The sequence below is a fragment of the Paraburkholderia sp. BGA-UO-ETr-F12 genome (assembly GCF_059567945.1).
Map to the genome: position 1 here is coordinate 216,427 of NZ_JCAQOZ010000063.1, position 19,502 is coordinate 235,928.

Below are 19,502 nucleotides of genomic sequence, written 5' to 3' on the forward strand. Positions count from 1 at the left end.
GCATGCCGTGGCTTTTTTTATCACCAGTTGCGCAAGACGGCTTTTCCGATAGAACCGAAAGCCGCCCTGCGCGCCTGCTATTGCAAGACGACCAACCTCAACCCGCGGTCGCTGCCGAAGCGGCCACCGGCGCGCTCGCCGCACCGTAATCGACCGGTGCATCGGCCGGACGCGGCTGATCGCCGGCCCGTTCGATCCAGCCGCCGCCGAGTGCCTGGTACAGCGTGACCAGGTTCTGCAGACGCTGCATGCGTGCGGTCACCAGCAACTGCTGCGCCGAATACAGATCGGTCTGCGCGGTCAGCACCGACAGATAGCTGTCGACGCCGTTCTTATAACGCAGGTCCGACAGATCCAGCCGGCGCTGTTCGGCAAAAGCATTGCGTTCCAGCGACTTGATCTGCTGGTCGTACGTGCCGCGCGCCGCCAGTGCGTCCGCCACTTCGCGGAAGGCCGTCTGGATCGCCTTTTCATATGTCGCGATCTGGATGTTCTTCTGTACGGTGGCGAGATCGAGATTGGCCTTGTTCTGGCCGCCTTCGAAGATCGGCAACGTGATCGACGGCGCGAAGCTCCATGCCGCCGAACCCGGCTTGAACAGACCGCCGAGCGACGGGCTCAGCGTGCCGAAGCTGCCGGTCAGCGAGACCTTCGGGAAGAACGCTGCGCGCGCCGCGCCGATGTTGGCGTTGGCCGCAAGCAGGTTCTCTTCGGCCTCCATGATGTCCGGACGGCGCGTGAGCAGATCGGAGGGCAAGCCCGCCGGAATATCCGTCAGGAGATTCTGGCTATCCAGCGGCATGCCCGGCGGCAGGTCATCCGGCAACGGCTCGCCGAGCAGCAGCACGAGCGCGTTATCCGCCTGTGCCCGCAGACGCGCCTGCGACTGCAGGTTCGCCTGCGCCTGCTCGACCACCGTTTCCGACTGGCGCAGATCCAGTTCCGAACCTGTGCCGTTGTCGAACTGCAGCTTGGCGATCCGGTACGACTCCTGCGCGGTCTTCAGCGTGTTCTGCGTGACCTTCAGCAGATCGTCCAGTTCGAGCACCGTCATGTACTGGTTGGCCACTTGCGAGACCAGCGCGATTTCCGCCGCCTTGCGCGCCTGTGCGGTGGCCAGGTACTGCGCCAACGCCTGATCCTTCAGGCTTTGAATCCGCCCGAAGAAATCGATTTCCCACGAAGCGTTCAGCCCGACCGAATAGCTGTTGCTGATCGTCTGCCCGTTGAAGGAGAGATCCTTAGGCGTGCGCTGTTTGCTTTGCGACGCCGCTGCGTCGAGCGTCGGGAACAGAGCCGCGCGGGCAATCTGGTACTGCGCCTGCGATGCCTGGATATTCAGCACCGACACGCGCAGATCGCGGTTGTTCTTCAGCGCGATTTCGATCAGCCGCTGCAAACGCGCGTCGACGAAGAAATCGCGCCAGCCGATATCGGCCGCCGCCTGACCATTCGCGGTGCGCGCGGCGCCCGCCGCGCCCGGTTGCGTGTCGTACACGCCGCCGGTCGGGAAGGTCGCCGTCACGGGTTCGGCGGGGCGATGGTACTTCGGCGCCATCGTGCACCCCGCGGCGAACAACGCAACCGCCACTGCAATCAAAGAGTGTTTTTGCATCTCAATGTCCGTCCTTGCCCGAGCCTGCATCCGTCGACCCGCCAGCCGAACCGCCACCCTGGTCGTCATGCGGATGGTGCTGGTTGTAGTGTGCGAGCGCCTCATCCGGGTCTTCTGTCTCACCGCCGAACTTCGCGCGGATCACGACGAAGAACATCGGGATCATGAAAATCGCGAGGAACGTCGCCGTCAACATCCCGCCGATCACGCCGGTACCGATTGCGTGCTGGCTGGCCGAGCCCGCGCCGTTACTGATCGCGAGCGGCATCACGCCGAGAATGAAGGCGAGCGAGGTCATCAGAATCGGACGCAACCGCAGACGCGCCGCCTCAAGCGCGGCCTCGACCGGCCCCATGCCCTGACCCTGCTGCAGCTCGCGAGCGAATTCCACAATCAGAATCGCGTTCTTCGCCGACAGCCCCACCGTGGTCAACAGACCCACCTGGAAGAACACGTCGTTCTCGAGCCCGCGCAGCGTAGCGGCCAGCAGTGCGCCGATCACGCCGAGCGGCACCACCATGATCACCGAGAACGGGATCGACCAGCTTTCATACAGCGCCGCGAGACACAGGAACACCACGAGGATCGAGATGCCGTACAGAATCGGCGCCTGCGAACCGGACTGGCGTTCCTGCAACGACAAGCCCGTCCATTCGTAGCCGATACCCGCCGGCAGCTTCGCTACGAGTGCTTCCATCGCCGTCATGGCCTGACCGGTCGACTTGCCCGGTGCAGCCGCGCCCTGGATTTCCACCGCCGAGATACCGTTGTAGCGTTCGAGCTTCGGTGAACCGTAGGTCCACGAACCGCTCGCGAACGACGAGAACGGCACCATGGTGCCCGCCGAATTGCGCACGTACCAGGCGTTCAGGTCTTCCGGGTTCATCCGGAACGGGGCGTCGCCCTGCAGATACACCTTCTTGATCCGGCCGTCGGTATCGAGGAAGTTGTTCACGTACTGCGATGCCCATGCGATCGAGAACGTCTGGTCGATCGCCGACAGCGACACGCCGAGCGCGGCAGCCTTCTCGTGATCGATATCCACCTTGAACTGCGGCGTATCGTTCAGGCCGTTCGGACGCACCTGAGCCAGCGTCGGATCTTTCGCGGCCATGCCGAGCAGCATGTTGCGAGCTTGCATCAGCTTCTCGTGGCCGACGCCCGCGCGATCCTGCAACTCGAAGTCGAAGCCGGCAGCCGTGCCGAGTTCAGGAATCGACGGTGGATTGACCGGATACACCAGCGCGTTCTTGTAGCCCGCGAAGTGCATGAAGAGGCGGCCAACCAGCGCCTGCACCTTCTGATCCGAATGCTGACGCTCCGCGTAGTCCTTCATCCGCACGAACACGAGACCCGCGTTCTGACCGCGGCCGGCGAAGCTGAAGCCGTTCACGGTAAAGGTCGATTCGACGATGCTCTTTTCGCTGTTGAGCAGGTAGTCGGAGACGTCCTTCAGCGCATGCGCCGTGGTTTCCTGCGTCGAGCCGGACGGCGTTTGCACCAGCACGAACATCGTGCCCTGGTCTTCATCAGGCAGGAACGACTTCGGCAACTTCACGAACAGCAGGCCGACCGCGAGAATCACCACCATATAGATGATGAGCCAGCGGCCCGAGCGCTTGATCACGTGGTGCACGCCGCTGTGGTACTTGTCGCGGCTCGACTCGAACGTGCGGTTGAACCAGCCGAAGAAGCCCTTCTTGACCTCGTGATGGCCCTTCGGAATCGGCTTGAGAATCGTCGCGCACAATGCCGGCGTCAAAATCAACGCAACCAGCACGGACAGCACCATGGCCGCCACGATCGTCAGCGAGAACTGCCGGTAAATAGCGCCGACCGAACCGCCCGAAAACGCCACGGGCACGAACACCGCCGACAGCACGAGCGCCACGCCGACCAGCGCGCCGGTAATCTGGTCCATCGCCTTGCGGGTCGCCTCTCGAGGCGACAAGCCCTCCTCCGCCATCACCCGCTCGACGTTTTCCACCACCACGATCGCATCGTCCACCAGCAAGCCGATCGCCAGCACGAGCCCGAACATGGACAGCGTGTTGATCGAGAAGCCCACCAGCCCCATGATCGCGAACGTGCCCAGCAGCACCACCGGCACGGCGATCGTCGGGATCAGCGTGGCGCGCAGGTTCTGCAGGAACAGGTACATGACCAGGAACACCAGCACGATACCTTCGAGCAGCGTCTTGACCACTTCTTCGATCGACAGGCGCACGAACGGCGTGGTGTCGTACGGATACTTCACGACGAGACCGTGCGGGAAGTACTTCGACAGTTCGTCGATCTTCGCGCGCACTGCCTTGGCGGTTGCCAGTGCGTTAGCACCGGTGGCGAGCTGAATACCGAAACCAGCCGTAGGCTGACCGTTGTACTTGGTATCGAAGTTGTAGTTTTCGCCACCGAGCTCGATCCGCCCCACGTCCTTGATACGGACCCGCGACCCATCGGGGTTCACCTTCAGCAGCACGTTGCCGAACTGTTCAGGCGTATTGAGCAGCGTGGCTTCCGTGATGGTTGCCTGCAGCACCTGCCCCGGCACCGACGGCGTGCCGCCGAGCGAGCCGCCCGCGACCTGAACGTTTTGCGCCTGCAAGGCCGTCTGCACATCCACCGGCGTCAGGCCGAAGTTGGTCAGCTTGTTCGCATCCAGCCAGATCCGCATCGCGTACTGCGAGCCGAACAGCGTCACCGTACCCACGCCGTCGATCCGGCTGACCGGGTCTTCGACGTTCGACGCGACGTAGTTCGCCAGGTCGTACTTGCTCATGCTGCCGTCTTCGGACACGAACGCCATCACCAGCAAGAAGCTGCTGCTCGACTTCGTGACCTTGGTGCCCAACTGTTGCACGGCTTGCGGCAACAGCGGCGTGGCGAGCTGCAGCTTGTTCTGCACCTGCACCTGCGCAATGTCAGGATTGGTGCCGGCCGCGAACGTCAGCGTGATGGTCGCCGTACCGGAGTCGTCCGACGTGGACGACAGATACAGCAAGTGGTCGAGACCACTCATCTGTTGCTCGATCACCTGCGTGACGGTGTTTTCCACCGTCTTCGCCGAGGCGCCCGGGTACGTTGCGCTGATCTGCACGGCCGGCGGCGCGATGGTCGGGTACTGGGCGATCGGCAATGTAAACACCGACGCGATACCCGCGAGCATCAGAATAATGGCGATCACCCATGCAAAAATCGGGCGATCAATAAAGAACTTTGCCATGTGGCGGGCTCCCTGTTATTACGCGCCCGATGCAGCAGAAGCGGGTTGCGCCGTCTGCGTAGCACCGCTGGCGGCCGGCGCACCCTGAGCGGATGCGTCGGAAGCGGGTGTGGCGGGAAGTTGCGCGGCAACGGCTTTGACGTCCTGCCCCGGGTGCGCCTTGTCGGTGCCCTGGACAATCACGCGGTCGCCGGCCTTCAGGCCGCTCTCCACCACCCAGTTCGAACCGTAAGTGCCCGAGGTAACGAGCTGGCGCAATTCGACCTTGTTCGCGCTATTTACAACCAGCGCGGTAGGCGTGCCCTTCTGGTCGTGCGTGATGCCGACTTGCGGCACGACCAGCGCGTTTTCGTTGACGCCTTCCTCGATCTTCGCGCGCACGAACATGCCCGGCAGCAGCACCTTGTCGGTGTTCTTGAAGATCGCGCGAACCGTCACCGAGCCAGTGCTCTGGTCGACTGTCACGTCGGTGAACTGCAGCTTGCCCTGTTCCGAATAGGTGCGGCCGTCTTCAAGAATCAGCGAGACCTTGGCGGCGCTCGGGCCGCTTGTCTTCAGGCGTCCTTCCTGCACTTCGCGGCGCAGCTTCAGACCGTCGAGACTGGACTGCGTCAGGTCCACGTACATTGGGTCGATTTGCTGGACCGTCGCCATCAGCGTGGCGGCGCTTGCCTGTACATACGCGCCCGGCGTGACTTGCGATACGCCGACCTGGCCGGTGACCGGCGAGACCACGTCGGTGTAGCCGAGGTTGATCTGCGCCGTATCGACCGCGGCTTTGCCGGCGGCCACGTCAGCCGCGGCCTGGCCTTCGGCGGCCACCGCGTTGTCGTAGTCCTGCTTGCTGACCGCGTTGGCGGCAACCAGCACCTTGTAGCGATTGGCTTGCGCGGTGGTCGACACGAGGTTGGCCTGAGCCTTTGCCAGCGTTGCCTTCGCATTGTTCAACGCTGCGATATAGGGTGCCGGATCGATCTTGTACAGACGCTGGCCCGCCTTGACCTCGCTGCCTTCCGTGAATTCGCGGCGCAGCACGATGCCGTCGACCCGCGCACGCACTTGCGCGACGAGGAAGGCACTGGTGCGGCCGGGCAATTCGGTGACGACGGGCACGGCCGTCGGCTGGACGGTGACCACGCCCACTTCGGGCGTTTGTTGCGGCGGGGCAGATTGTTTTGGTCCGCACGCTGCCAGCAATACGGCAGCCGTCGCGGCACTGATTAAGCGGAATGGAACCCGTTCGACGCGCATGGAGCGACCTCTGTCAATGACTGAGAATGAAAAAGTGCGCGCATCCCTACCCCGGGGACGACAGCGCACACATGCGTCTTGCGACGCCTGACCGGAAGCCCGAGGATGCAAACACCTGCAAGGGCATCCTGAGCGAAATGCGCCATACCGGAGAAATGCCGCACGGCGCCGCCCGTCGGGGCACGGCGCAAGAGCGTTTTGAAAGGCAACAGTGACGGATATTAACCGGTCGTCACGGCTTGGGCTATCCGATCGTGGGGTGCTATTATATATACATTCACGAATGGATGTAAAAGTGCGTTTCAATCTTCGCAGGCGGGAGGTCTGCAAGATCGATCCGAAAATTGCCAAACCCCAGACAGATTGTCATCGAGCGTACTTAAAAGCGCCCGGGAAAACCCCCACAATCAGCGCAGGTCACACCAATATGGTCAGAAGAACGAAAGAAGAAGCGCAGGAGACACGTAACAGCATTCTCGACGCGGCCGAACGGGTTTTCTTCGAGAAAGGCGTGTCGCGCACCTCGCTCGCCGACATTGCGCAGGCCGCCGGCGTCACGCGTGGGGCGATCTATTGGCACTTCGCTCACAAAAGCGATCTGTTTACCGAAATGTTCGACCGCGTGCTGCTGCCGCTGGACGAACTCAAGGCTGCCTCGCAAGACCCCAACGAGCCCGATCCGCTCGGCCGCCTTACGGAAATCTGTACAGTCTGTCTGCGCGATACCGCCAACGACCCGCGTCGCCGGCGGGTGTTCGACATCCTGTTTTTGAAGTGCGAACTGGTCGAAGAGATGGGTCCGGTGATGATCCGCTATCAGACGAACATGCGCGAAGGGCTGCAGAAGATCGAAGGCGGTCTGCGCAACGCGATCTCCAAAGGGCAATTGCCCGCCGATCTCGACACCCGGATCGCGGCGGCGATGGTGCATGCGTTCGTCAGCGGCTCGCTGCGCGACATGCTGTTCCTGCCGGACGCGACCGATTTCGGCAAACATGCCGAGCAGATGATCGCCGGGATGTTCGATGCGCTGCGGCTGAGTCCCGCGTTACGCAAAGGAAATAAGGCCGGCTGAAGGGAAATGAGGCGGGCCTGCGGGCAGCCGTGTTATGCGGCGGCCGTTTTATGCAACGGTCTTTCTCGCGCGCGCCTTCTGATTCGACGCATAGATGTTGCCGCGTTCGAGCGGCGCGCCGCTTTTCACCGCCGCGATCCATTGGTCCGTGCTCGCCACGGCCGCGAAGCGCGATTGCAAGACCACGCTGAACACCCGGTGAATGTCCTGCGCGCTCGCAAAGCCGGCGCTGTTCTCATACGGCACCGAGCCCGACGCATCGTGCAGGAACTCGACCGTGAGTCCTGAGTGAAGCGCGTGGTTGATGGTCGAGGCGTCGCAATTGTGCGTCATGTAGCCGGTCACGCTCAGCGTGTCGATCCGCTGCGCGGCGAGCCAGTCAGCCAGGTCCGTCTCGGCAAAGGCGCTGGGCAGCGACTTCTCCACATAGTGATCGTGTGGACGCGACGCCACCACCGGATGCAACTCCGCGCCGGCGCTGCCCCGAGCAAACAGCGGCGAAGCGGCCGGCGCGAAATTCTGCACGACCACCACGGGCACGCCGGCGGCGTGGGCCGCATCCATCGCCCGGCCAATGTTGGCGAGCGAGGTGTGCACGTCAGGATATTCGATCGGCAGATCGCCGGTGACGTACTCGTTTTGCACATCGATGACGATCAGCGCGCGGCGGGGTGCGGTCATGGCAAGACTCCTTTTCGGTTGAGCAGTTAAGGCTCGCGCTGCACGGCGCCAAATGGGCGTTGAAGAGGCAGCGGCGATGAACTGCATTGTTCGCTTCCACCTATTTCCCCGCCAGTGACCCAGATGACAAGATTCGCTAGAATCGGGCCATCACGCAATTTCTCACGGCGCCGCAATCTATGGCCACCCATTGCTCCTCCATCGGGCACCGCGACGACGCGCACCGCCACGTCGTCGCGGTTGTCGCGTTTGATCGCATCAGCCCATTCCACCTTTCGGTGCCGTGCGTGGTGTTCGGCGAGGACCGCAGTGGCGGCGGCGTGCCTGGCTTCGACTTCCGCGTTTGCGCGGCCGAAACCGGCGCGCTGACCACTACCGCGGGCTTTTCGATCGCCGTCACGCACGGGCTCGAGGCGCTCGCCGACGCGGATACGATCGTCGTGCCAAGCTGGCGCGATCCGGACGAACCCCCGCCCGCCGCGCTGCTCGACGCGCTGCGCGCCGCCCATGCGCGCGGGGCGCAACTGGTCGGGCTGTGTCTGGGTGCATTCGTGCTGGCCGCCGCGGGCATTCTCGACGGCCGTCCGGCCTCCACCCACTGGGCGTGGGCGGACGATTTCGCGCGCCGCTATCCGCGCGTGCGGCTCGATCCCGACGTGCTGTATGTGGACGATGGCAACGTGCTGACCTCGGCCGGCACGGCTGCCGGGCTCGATTGCTGTCTGCACGTGCTGCGCAAGATGTGCGGCGCGCAGGTGGCGAACTACGTCGCGCGCCGGCTGGTCGTGCCACCGCACCGGCAAGGCGGTCAGGCTCAATTCATCGACCAGCCCGTGCCGCCGAATGTGCGCGGCGACCGCTTGTCCGGCCTGCTCGATTGGGTGAGCGGAAATCTCGATGCGCCGCATACGCTCGACACGCTCGCCGAGCGCGCCTTGATGAGCCGTCGCACCTTTACGCGGCGCTTCCGGCTCGCCACCGGCACAACCGTCGGCGCGTGGCTGCTGACCCAGCGCCTCGCCCGCGCGCAGCACCTGCTGGAAAGCACGGATGAGTCCGTGGAAACGATCGCGGGAATTGCCGGTTTCGGCTCGACCGCCTCGCTGCGGCAACATTTCGCGGAGGCGTTCCGCACTTCGCCATCAGCGTGGCGGCGGGAGTTTCGCGGCGTATGAGGGAGTATGAGGGCCGCGCCGCCAGCGCCGCTGGTAGCGTATTACCAAGACTTCGTCACGGCGCCGGCCAGGCTGACCATGCGTTCAGTGTTCGCTGAACCAGCGCGCCACGTACAACAGCAGCGCCACCAGAAAAATCATCGCCGCCCATGCCCAGTTAGGCATCGCATGCGGAGCGGAATCGTGATGCGAGACCCCGTGCGACACGCCGTGAGAGCCGCCGTGCGACGCGCTCGCCGCCCGTCCGGTCAGTGTATGGCCATGATCCGTGCGGGTCCGTCGCGCGATGCCGCTCAACGCGATTGGCCGAAGAAACACGTGCTGCCGCCGCGCCGCGGAACCACGCGCCCGGTTCGGACCTTGCCCGTGCTTGGCGCGAACCACCGCGCCAAATTCGTCGAAGAAATCGTCGGCCAGTTGATGCAGCGCGTGTTCGAGCTGGCGCGTAGGCAGTTCGGCAAGCGGCCCGGACGAGGTTGCCCAGATCGTGTACTCGATCCGTGTGCCCCGCTCCCTGCCGATGCCGTGCGAGGCATCGTCCGCGCGCAACTTCACTTCGATCTGTCCGCGCAATGCGCCGATGCCCTCGGCGCGCGCCTTGAAATTGATGGTGCGGCGCTGTGCCTCCGCCGGCCCGGAATCCTGACCGGCTACGTGAGCGCGCGCGTCGTAGCGCGCGCGCAACGGCCCAAGCGGCACGGTCATGGTGAGTGCAAATTCGCCGTGGCCTAGCCGCGTGAACGACTCGCAATTGTCGAGGCTGGCGCGCAACAAGGCGAGATCCTGCAACGCGTCCCAAACGTCGGACGGTGCAAGCGGAATTCTCAACGCGTCGTTCAGCTCCATGGCAGCCTCCCCGATAAGCGCTCGACGGCCCGGTCAGGATGTCTGATCGATACGGTCGACGCGCGATGCGTAAAACGCGAGATACCCTTTTATTTGTGCCACTGGCTCGAGCGGCGTCTCATAGCTCCATACCGCGTTTTCGATCAGGCCGTCTTCGGTGCGCAGATGGAAGTAGGAGGCCTCGCCCTTGAACGGACAGTGCGAAGTATGTGTCGAGCGTTCGAGGCGCGCCATGTTCACGTCGCCACGCGGGAAATAGAACACGTCAGGCAGACCGGTTTCCGCGAGCGTCAGGCCTGACTGGGTGTCGGCCATGGTCACGCCGCCATGAATCACCCGCACCCGGTGACCATTGGCGCGAATCGTAATGGCATGCGCGCCCGAGCTTGCGCCGGGACTTCCGTGGGGTGTCAAGGCATCGCTCATGTCTCGGCTCCGGAGTGGTGTGCAACGCGCGCGATCGCGCAAAGAATAAAGCCACGGGGTGGGCCCGTGGCTTCATTATCGGCCAAACTCCTGCCGAATGCGCAGCCTTCATGCATGGCGCCGGCGTATCCCACCCGGCGTCGCGCAGGAAGGCGCGGCGCTTCTCCCGGTGCTTCTTACTGCGTCTTCCAGTAGAACGCCGCCTTGGCTGTGCCCTTCGCCGGGACCGTCACCGTCTGGGTCTGATCGCGGTCCTTATATTGCGCATGCACCGTGTAGCGGCCAGGACGCAACTTGACCAGCATGTACGGCCCGCGCGAGGTGGCGCCCAGCACATCGCCGCCGTGCGCGTCGACAATTCGCACGTGGACGTCGGCAAGAAAATCGGAGCCGGGGCCCGTGAAGCGCAGCGACAGCGGCCACTGGCTCTCTGCGTGCCGCAACGCCGTGGACTCGTCGAGACCGACGCCGCCCGACACGAACGACACGTCGCCCTGTTGCTGGATTTGCGGCATGCCGGCGCCATTGGCGTTGCCCGCGCTGCCGTTGTCCGTGGTCGTGCCGCCCGTTACGTCGCTCGCCTGTGCATACGCGCCGCCCGCCAGACCGAGCGTGAGCGCCGCGCATATCGCGGCGGCTACGATCCTTTGCTGATTGCGTTGTGTTTTCATCGGTTCGCTCCTTTTTTAATATCTTGTCGTCCGGGGTCCCCCGTGGGCCCGGATCAAGATATAGACGCAACCTGCATGCCAGGCATCGGTTCGCGTCGCCAGAAACTGCTGCTGCGCCATGCTGTGCGGCTCAGAGCACCCTTTCTCGCGGCTGCGCAGCGGCAGGATGGGTAAAAAAGTGCCGGTCCGTCGGCAGTAAGTGCAAAAGGACCGGCATACGTTACCTCGATCCCCCTTAGCCGAGATCGACCGGCACGAAGATCTGCGCGTTATCGCGCTGGATCAGCAACGCGATGCTGTTGCCCGCGCTCGCAATCATCTGCTTCAACTGATCGACGCTGGCGACCGGCCGGCCGTTGACCGCGAGAATCACGTCGCCCGGCTGAATGCCGGCGTTCTCAGCCGCGCCGCCCGACTGCTGCACCAGCAGACCGTGCGACACCGACGCGCTGCTCTTCTCTTCCGGCGTGAGCGGGCGCACCGCCACGCCGAGACGGCCTTGCAACTGGGTCGGCTGATCGGCCTTATCCGAGGCCACCTTCGCATCCGACAACGACCCGATCGTCACCGTCAGGTCCTTGGTGGCCTTGTCGCGCCACACCTGCACGGTGGCCTTGCTGCCCGGCGCCAGACCCGCGACCTGCGACGGCAGATCCGACGAGTCGCCGACCGGCTCACCGTTCACCGACAGAATCACGTCGCCCGGTTGCAAACCGCCCTTGGCGGCCGGACCGCCCGGATCGACCGAGCTGACGAGCGCGCCTTGCGGCTTCTGCATGCCGAACGAATCGGCCAGCGTCTGATTCATGCCCTGCACCGCGACGCCGAGGCGCCCACGGCTCACGTGGCCGGTCTTGACGAGGTCGTCCTTGACCTTGATCGCTTCATTGATCGGAATCGCGAACGAAAGGCCCTGGAAGCCGCCCGTCTGCGAATAGATCATCGAGTTGATGCCGATCACTTCGCCTTGCAGATTGAACAGCGGGCCGCCCGAATTACCCGGGTTCACCGGCACGTCAGTCTGGATGAACGGCGTGTAGTTTTCGTTCGGCAGCGAGCGCGACTTCGCGCTGATGATGCCGGAGGTCACCGTATTGTCGAAACCGTAAGGCGAGCCGATCGCGACCACCCATTGGCCGACCTTGCTCTGACGCGGATCGCCGATCTTCACGGTCGGCAGATTGCTCGCGTCGATCTTCAGCACGGCGACGTCGGACTGCTTGTCGGCGCCGACCACTTTCGCCTTGAATTCGCGCTTGTCGGTCAGCTTCACGGTGACGACGTTCGCGCCGTCCACCACGTGGGCATTGGTCAGGATGTAGCCGTCGCTGCTGACGATGAATCCCGAGCCGAGGCTCGCGCTCGGCTGATCGGGCGCATCGCCGCCGTCGCCGCCTTGCATGCCCGGCATGCCGCCGAAGAAGTGCTTGTAGAACTGATAGAAAGGGTCGCTCGGATCGATCGGCAGCTGGCTGCCGCCGTTGCCGCCGTTACTGCGCAATGCCGTCTGCTTGACCACATGCTTCGCGCTGATGTTGACGACCGCCGGGCCATAGGTTTCAACGAGGCCCGAGAAATCGGGGATGCCGGTCTTCGCGGCGGCTTCAGCAGGCATCATCGCGGCCTGCGCCGGCGTAATCACCTGCGGCGCGGGCACGTCGCGATGCCCCGCCACATAGCCGGCGGAAAGCGCTACGGCGACAGCCACTGCAACAGCGCTGCGGGACAAGGTTTTCGCGTTCATCGTGTACTCCTGACTGGAGAAAAAGGCTCTGGAATGAGATGAAGCGTACGTGGCATCGCTTAAAAGAGTCTTAAGCAGCGCCAGATCGCTTCCAGTCCGTTTTTAAGCCTCGCTTAAGCCCAGTTGGAATCACTTTACGAACAGAAAGCCTCAGCTTCAGAAGCACACTTCAACCTGTAGACCGCCCGCGGCGGACTCGTCGAGCGTCACCGTCGCATGATGCTGGGTCGCGATGCGGCGTACGATCGCAAGGCCCAGACCGCTGCCCGCCACGTCCGTGCGCGCACGATCCGCGCCGGCGCCGGCCCGGTAGAAGCGATCGAATACACGCTCGCGTTCGGCCGGCTCGATACCCGGCCCGCTATCGGCAATCCGCACCACCGGATGCCCTTCCTCGACCGACAGACTGACGTCGACGCGCCCGCCTCGCGGCGTGTATTTGGTTGCGTTATCAACGAGGTTGTTGAACATGACGCGCAGCGCGTCGGCGTCGCCGGTCACCGTAGCGGGTTCGCTCGCCTCGATACCGAGATCGACGCCGCGATTCTGCGCAAGCGGCGCGTACGCCACCACGCAGTCCTGCAACAGTGCGCGCAGATCGATCGTATTGGTGACGGCAAGACCATCGGGTTCCGAACGCGCGAGCGCCAGCAACTGTTCGGCAAGCCGCGTGGCGCGCGTGACACCCGCCTGCAGATCGGCCAGCGCCTCGCTGCGCGCGGCATCGTCTTTCGCGCGAGCCACCAGTTGCGTCTGGATCTGCACGGCGGCGAGCGGCGTGCGCAATTCGTGCGCGGCATCGGCGACAAATGCCTTCTGGATATCGAGCGCGGTGGCGAGCCGTTCGAGCAGGCCGTTCAACGCGCGCACGAGCGGCTGCACTTCGAGCGGCAGACGCTGATCGGGCAACGGGTCGAGCGCTTCGGGGTGGCGCGCGTCGAGTGCACTGGTCACGCGCCGCAAGGGCCGCAGCCCGCGCCCGACGGTCACCCACACCGCCAGCCCCAGCAGCGGCAACAGCACGATCAACGGCCAGAGGGTTCGCAATGCGACGTTTGCCGCGAGCCGGTTGCGCACCGACACCGGCTGCGCCAGTTGCACGACGTTATCGCCGACGATCGCACCGTACACCCGCCAGTCGCCGCGCTCCGTGCGCTCGGTCGAAAAGCCGAGTTCGGCGCGCGGCGCGAGCGGCGCACGCGGGCGCGAGTAGTACATCAACACGCCGTTGCGGTTCCAGATCTGCAGCACGATGCCTTCGTCGCCGGTATCGCGCGAACCGAGCACCTGCGAGAACGGTTCCGACGGCAGCGCCGCGGCAATCTGCTCCAGTTGGTAGTCGAATAGTTCGTTGGCTTCGGCAAGCGCCTGCCGGTAGATCAGCCAACCCGCAATGCCGACGCCGAGCAACACCAGCGCGAGCAGCCAGAACAGCAATTGACGGCGAATCGAACGCATCGGCTCAGGCGTCCTTGGCGATCATGTAGCCAAGACCGCGCACGTTGCGGATCAGGTCCGCGCCGAGCTTCTTGCGCAGCGCGTGAATGTAGACCTCGACGGTATTGCTGCCGATCTCCTCACCCCAGCCGTACATCTTTTCTTCGAGCTGGCTTTTCGAGAGCACCGCGCCGGGCCGGGCGATCAACGCCTCGAGCAGCGCGAATTCACGGGCTGACAATGCGACCGGCGCGCCGTCTAGCGTGACCTGATGCGAGGCGGGATCGAGCGTCAGGTTGCCATGGCGAATCGTCGAATCGCTGCGGCCCGATTGACGGCGGATCAGCGCACGCATACGGGCGCCGAGTTCATCGAGATCGAAAGGTTTGACAAGGTAATCGTCGGCGCCGGCGTCGAGTCCTTTGACGCGATCGGCGACCGCGTCGCGCGCGGTGAGGATCAGCACCGGCGTGGCGTGGCCCTTGGCGCGCAGCGTGCGCAACACCTCGAGCCCGTCGCGTTTAGGCAGGCCGAGATCGAGCAGCACCAGATCGTAAGGTTGGCCGGTCGCCGCGCTGAGCGCCGCTTCGCCGTCTTCCACCCAGTCCACTGCGAAGCCTTCACTGCGTAGCGCCTTGCGCACGCCTTCGGCGATCATCCGGTCGTCTTCGACTAGCAATATGCGCATGGTTGAATCGGTCCCGAAACATTTGATGATGCCGCATTCTAGCGCCCGGCTCCCCATGCACGCCAAGCGACGCTTTTTCACCGCAGCCACGCGGCATGTCTCTACAATGAGCGCTTTGCGTCGCGCCGCGGTTTTCCGCGCGTGACAAGTGCTTCGACACACTCTGGTTTGCCGCGCGCCGCCGCGCCCTGAAATCCTGCTTCTTCGCCTCGTCCATGACGCAAGTTTTTTTCCCTGCTTTTTTGTCCGCCTGTTTGCCTTCCTTAGCACGCCGCGCTGCGCCAGGGCCACGCTCATCGGTCTCTGCCAACGCTCTGCCGCGCCGCTTTGCGCCGCGCACGGCGGCATGGCTCTTTGCCTGCGCCGCGCTCGGCAGCGGCGCGGCGCTGCCGCTTGCCGCGCAGGCACGCGTCAAGGCCGCCCATCCGAGTGTCAATGTCACGACGGTGTTGCCGCAATCGGTGATGGTCGGTCTGCAGCGCGCGCACGTGCCCTTGTCGTCGATCAGCGTGGTGGTCGAAAAAGTCGGCGATCGCACGCCGATCCTCGCGCTGAACGCGGCCAAGCCGATGATGCCCGCCTCGACAATGAAGCTCGTCACTACCTACTCCGGCCTATCGATCCTCGGTCCGGACTATCGCTGGCGCACGAATGCCTATGCGGACGGCACACTCGACGCCAACGGCGTGCTGCACGGCAATCTGTACATTCAGGGCACGGGCGATCCGAAACTCGTCCCCGAAGAACTGATCGACCTCGTGCAGAAGATCCACAAGGCAGGCATCACCGGCGTGGATGGCGCGCTGGTACTCGACAAGCGTTACTTCGACCCCTCGACGCGCGATCTGCCGCCGTTCGACGACGACGCCACCGCGCCATACAACGTCGGCCCCGATCCGCTGCTGTACGCGTTCAAATCGCTGTCGTTCACGTTGACGCCGTCCCCGGACGGCACCGTCACAATCGACGTGCTGCCGGCGCTCTCGCAGTTGCAGATCGACAACCATATGCGTGCAGTGAATGGCCCGTGCCGCGGCGACGCCGCCTCCGTCTCGCCCACCGTGACGCCGCAGCCCAATGGCACCGTGGTGGCGTCGTTCGACGGCGAGTATTCGGTGCGCTGCGGTCCGCGCACGCTCAACGTCGCCGTGCTCGATCACACCGCGTTTTTCGCGGGCGGCTTCCTCGCGCTGTGGCAGCAAACCGGCGGCACCTTCACTGGCGCGACCCGCGAAGGCGCGGTGCCGGCCGGCGCGCGCCTCGTCGCCACGCACCAGGGGCCGGTGCTGTCCGACATCGTTCGCGACATCAACAAGTTCAGCAACAACACGATGGCGCGCAACCTGTTTCTGACGATCGGCGCGACGGAAGAAAGGCCACCCGCCACGCCCGCCAAGTCGGCACGAGCCATCGAGGCGTTCCTGCGCCGCGACAGTGTGGACATGCAGGATCTGACGCTCGACAACGGCTCCGGCCTGTCACGCGACGAGCACGTGAGCGCGCTCTCGCTCGCCGATCTGCTGCAGCGGGCCAACGCGAGCCCGGTCGCCCAGGTGTTCGTGGAATCGCTGCCGATTGCCGGCGTCGACGGCACGATGCGCAACCGCCTGACCAACCAGGGCGCGGGCGGCAACGCGCACATCAAGACCGGCACCCTGCGCGACGTGCGGGCGATCGCCGGCTATGTGGCCTCGGCGGACGGCAATAGCTACGTGGTGGTGAGCCTGATCAACGACCCGCATTCGGAAGCCGCGCGCGCCGCACACGACGCCTTGCTCGAATGGGTCTATCAGGGTCCGTCCCGGGGATTTACGAAGGTCTCCGACACCGTTGCCGAACCGCGCAGCAGCAAGCCCAGGAAAAACCCGCACAAGCGCAACGCCCATTGAGGATTCCTTCTATAGAACCCGCGCGCCGCAACGCGCCCAAGCGTGTACGCTGTCGGGCAGTGTTTGAGGCGCGCGTAAAACGCAACGCGTAGCGCACGAGCCGCGCAGCCGTTACGGTGGCGTGGCCCGCTCAAACGAAAACGACAACGTCCGTTGCGGCAAACGCAGCGGCTAGGGACCACGGAGGAAGACACCATGCAATTCGATGCCGAATTGCTGCTGCTCGCCATGGCGCCAGTCTTTCTCGCATGCATTGGCTGGGAGGCGTGGCACCTGCGGCGTACGCACCCCGGAGCGCAGCTTTATAGCTGGCGCGACACGTTGTGCAACGCCGCGCTCGCACTGATGCAGCAAGCCGCCGACAAGCTCGCGTGGCTCGCGATCATTCCCGTTTATGCATTCTTCTACGATCACTATCGCGTCGCCACGTGGCCGGCGACCTGGGTGTCGTTTGTCGTGCTGTTCGTCGCGCAGGATCTGCTCTACTACGTGTTCCACCGGTGCAGCCACCGCGTGCGCTGGTTGTGGGCCGCGCATGTCGTGCATCACTCGTCGGAGCGGATGAATTTCTCGACCGCGTTCCGCCAGAGCCTGATGTATCCGGTTGCCGGCATGTGGCTCTTCTGGATTCCGCTCGCCGTGCTGGGCTTTCCGCCGAAACAGATCGTCGCCATCGTGCTGATCAATCTCGGCTTTCAGTTCTTCGTGCATACCCAGGCGATCGGCAAACTCGGCTGGCTCGAATACGTGTTCAATACGCCGTCGATTCACCGGGTGCATCACGCGCGCAACGACCGCTATATCGACCGCAACTATGCCGGCGTGCTGGTGATCTGGGATCGCCTGTTCGGCAGCTACGTCGAGGAAGATCCGCACGATGCGCCGGTGTACGGCATCGTCGAGCCGCTTTACACGTATAACCCGCTGAAGGCGACATTTCACGAATGGGCGTCGATGGCGGCCGACTTCGTGAGCGTACGAGGCTGGCGCAACAAGTTGCGCGCGCTGTTCGCACCGCCCGCATGGGCCGCGGATTATCACGCGCGCCGCGCCGCCGGCGCGAGTACCCTTGTCGCGGGGTCGGGCGGGAATTCGAATATTGAAGACAAGCATACGGCCGCGTTTCAAACCCCGCGCAGGCCGTAGAAGATTCTGTAAGCTGTCGTCACGCCGCCGACGCGGCGGGCGCCGCCTGCAACACATGGCATCAGGGCCACACATACGAGGAGATGTAGTCAATGAAACAAACAGCATCGAAGCAACGCAATTTCGTCCGCGTCACACAGATCGCGATCGCCAGTGCTGCGTTTGCGCTACTGGCCGCTTGCGGCGGTGGCAGCGACAACAACAATTCGAGCAGCACGCCGGCGGGCGGCGTGAAATTGCAGGTCGTGTCGTTTGGCGACAGCTTGTCGGACGTCGGCACGTACGCGCCGGTGATTCAAGCGAGCTTCGGCGGCGGCCGCTTCACGACCAACCCGGGTGAGGTGTGGACGCAGAAAGTCGCCGAGTACTACGGCGGCACATTGACTGCTGCGTATGTCGGCGGCTTCGGTCAACCGCTGGTCGCGACGGGCGGGTTTGGCTACGCGCAGGGCGGCTCGGACGTCGTCAATCCGCAAGGCGAAGGCTGGGCGCCCAACAACATGGCGGCGACGACGGTGCCGGTGGTGACGCAGGTGGCAAACTACCTGGGCGCGCACACCAGCTTCAACTCGAACCAGCTCGTGCTGGTGAACGGCGGCGCGAACGACATTTTCCAGTTCTCGACCGCTGCCAATCTGACGGCGCTTGGCACCGCGCTGCAGACGGCCTTGGCACACGGCGTCGTGCCGAACACGCAGGCGGGTCAGGTCGGGTTCATCGTCGGTTATCTGCAGCAGCAGTCCAACCCGCAGATCGCGCAGGCCGCTGCCGCGCTTGCCGCGCAGGTCCAGACCATTGTCAATTCGGGCGCGACTCACGTGGTGGTGTCGACGGTGCCGGACATCGGCAATACGCCGCAAGGCATTCAGGCCAACGCGGCTTCGCCGGGTGCGGCTGCGCTGTTGACGGGGATTACCGCGGCGTATAACTACATGCTGGTCCAGCAAATGACCAGCCTCGGCCTGCTGGGTACTGGCAAGGTTATTGTGGCCGATGCGTTCACCTGGCTGGATCAGCAGTTGCCGAACTACCAGGCGCTGGGTTTCACGGTGTCCAACACAGGCACGGCGTGTAATCTGACGTCGATGGTGGCGAACGCAACTGCGTATGCCACTGCCAATCCGGCCGCAACGAATGGGTTGACGCCGGCGCAGTACGGCTCGCAGTTCGGCTCGTCGTTGTTCTGCTCACCGCAGACTTATACGGTCGCTGGCGCTGATCAGACTTACATGTTCGCGGATCTGGTGCACCCGAGTACGCATACGCATGCACTGTTCGCCCAGTATGTGCAGCAGCAGGTTGCTGCGACGGGATTAGGGAAGTGATTTTTTGAGGCGAGGCCTCGGTGTGGGTTGGTTTTTTTTGCCTGCGGCGTTGGCCTTTTCCTGGTCTGATTCTTTGGGCTTTTTCTTGCTGTGATCGTGGTCTGGTCTTTTGGCTTGTTGTTGGTCTTTTGGCCTTTCCTTGTTTTCTTATCGGTCTATTAGCGTTGCCCCTGTGCGGGGGGACCTATCCGTAATTTCGTGGGCGGGGCATATCATGAAGGATGGAAATCATGGATATGCCGATCATGAAGAAGAAACGTACCGTCGCCTCGCAGGCAGCGGCCCGAGGGCCGCTGCCTGAACTGCCCGA

At 63.9% G+C, this 19,502-nt stretch carries 15 protein-coding genes; 5 read left to right on the plus strand and 10 right to left on the minus strand.

Going from position 1 to position 19,502, the window contains the following annotated elements; all coding sequences use genetic code 11:
• Positions 1–97 precede the first annotated feature (97 nt).
• Genes AC57B6_RS31745 through AC57B6_RS31755 form a run of 3 tightly spaced genes read right to left on the minus strand, consistent with a single transcriptional unit; the run spans position 98 to position 6,089 of the window.
• Positions 98–1,615 carry an efflux transporter outer membrane subunit gene (locus AC57B6_RS31745; RefSeq protein ID WP_028197999.1) on the minus strand — a complete coding sequence of 506 codons (1,518 nt, stop codon included), beginning with the start codon at positions 1,613–1,615 and terminating at the stop codon, positions 98–100.
• Between the two features lies 1 nt (position 1,616).
• Positions 1,617–4,838: an efflux RND transporter permease subunit gene (locus AC57B6_RS31750; RefSeq protein ID WP_028198000.1), complete on the minus strand. Its 3,222-nt coding sequence runs from the start codon at positions 4,836–4,838 to the stop codon at positions 1,617–1,619.
• Between the two features lie 18 nt (positions 4,839–4,856).
• Entirely contained in the window at positions 4,857–6,089 is a 1,233-nt protein-coding gene (locus AC57B6_RS31755) for an efflux RND transporter periplasmic adaptor subunit (protein ID WP_028198001.1), read from the minus strand.
• Between the two features lie 427 nt (positions 6,090–6,516).
• Here AC57B6_RS31755 and AC57B6_RS31760 point away from each other — a divergent pair, with 427 nt between their 5' ends.
• A complete protein-coding gene (locus AC57B6_RS31760; protein WP_028198003.1) occupies positions 6,517–7,164 on the plus strand; it encodes a TetR family transcriptional regulator in 648 nt (215 codons plus the stop codon).
• Positions 7,165–7,212: 48 nt separating this feature from the next.
• Here the strand turns inward: AC57B6_RS31760 and AC57B6_RS31765 are convergent, their stop codons facing one another.
• On the minus strand, positions 7,213–7,845 hold the full coding sequence (locus AC57B6_RS31765) for a cysteine hydrolase family protein (protein ID WP_496422807.1): 633 nt from the start codon (positions 7,843–7,845) through the stop codon (positions 7,213–7,215).
• Positions 7,846–8,024: 179 nt separating this feature from the next.
• Between AC57B6_RS31765 and AC57B6_RS31770 the strand changes: the two genes are divergently transcribed.
• Positions 8,025–9,020: a helix-turn-helix domain-containing protein gene (locus AC57B6_RS31770; protein WP_183796388.1), complete on the plus strand. Its 996-nt coding sequence runs from the start codon at positions 8,025–8,027 to the stop codon at positions 9,018–9,020.
• 84 nt (positions 9,021–9,104) lie between these two features.
• Here AC57B6_RS31770 and AC57B6_RS31775 read toward each other — a convergent pair whose 3' ends face one another.
• The 6 genes from AC57B6_RS31775 to AC57B6_RS31800 form a co-directional block, all read right to left on the minus strand.
• Positions 9,105–9,866, minus strand: coding sequence for an SRPBCC family protein (locus AC57B6_RS31775; protein WP_406867523.1), 762 nt, complete (start codon positions 9,864–9,866; stop codon positions 9,105–9,107).
• 33 nt (positions 9,867–9,899) lie between these two features.
• Positions 9,900–10,292 (minus strand): DUF427 domain-containing protein, encoded by a 393-nt coding sequence (locus tag AC57B6_RS31780; RefSeq protein WP_028198007.1) that lies wholly within the window; start codon positions 10,290–10,292, stop codon positions 9,900–9,902.
• Between the two features lie 176 nt (positions 10,293–10,468).
• Positions 10,469–10,963 (minus strand): hypothetical protein, encoded by a 495-nt coding sequence (locus AC57B6_RS31785; protein WP_046567843.1) that lies wholly within the window; start codon positions 10,961–10,963, stop codon positions 10,469–10,471.
• A 235-nt stretch (positions 10,964–11,198) separates the two neighbouring features.
• Positions 11,199–12,707, minus strand: coding sequence for a DegQ family serine endoprotease (locus AC57B6_RS31790; protein WP_028198009.1), 1,509 nt, complete (start codon positions 12,705–12,707; stop codon positions 11,199–11,201).
• A 156-nt stretch (positions 12,708–12,863) separates the two neighbouring features.
• Entirely contained in the window at positions 12,864–14,165 is a 1,302-nt protein-coding gene (locus tag AC57B6_RS31795; protein WP_496422808.1) for an ATP-binding protein, read from the minus strand.
• Positions 14,166–14,169: 4 nt separating this feature from the next.
• Positions 14,170–14,832 carry a response regulator gene (locus tag AC57B6_RS31800; RefSeq protein WP_028198011.1) on the minus strand — a complete coding sequence of 221 codons (663 nt, stop codon included), beginning with the start codon at positions 14,830–14,832 and terminating at the stop codon, positions 14,170–14,172.
• A gap of 215 nt (positions 14,833–15,047) precedes the next feature.
• Here AC57B6_RS31800 and dacB point away from each other — a divergent pair, with 215 nt between their 5' ends.
• From dacB to AC57B6_RS31815, 3 genes are all read left to right on the plus strand, one after another.
• Positions 15,048–16,721 (plus strand): D-alanyl-D-alanine carboxypeptidase/D-alanyl-D-alanine endopeptidase, encoded by a 1,674-nt coding sequence (dacB, locus tag AC57B6_RS31805; protein ID WP_496422809.1) that lies wholly within the window; start codon positions 15,048–15,050, stop codon positions 16,719–16,721.
• A 195-nt stretch (positions 16,722–16,916) separates the two neighbouring features.
• Positions 16,917–17,867 (plus strand): sterol desaturase family protein, encoded by a 951-nt coding sequence (locus AC57B6_RS31810; RefSeq protein ID WP_496422810.1) that lies wholly within the window; start codon positions 16,917–16,919, stop codon positions 17,865–17,867.
• A 92-nt stretch (positions 17,868–17,959) separates the two neighbouring features.
• Positions 17,960–19,192, plus strand: coding sequence for an SGNH/GDSL hydrolase family protein (locus tag AC57B6_RS31815; RefSeq protein WP_028198014.1), 1,233 nt, complete (start codon positions 17,960–17,962; stop codon positions 19,190–19,192).
• Positions 19,193–19,502 lie beyond the last annotated feature (310 nt).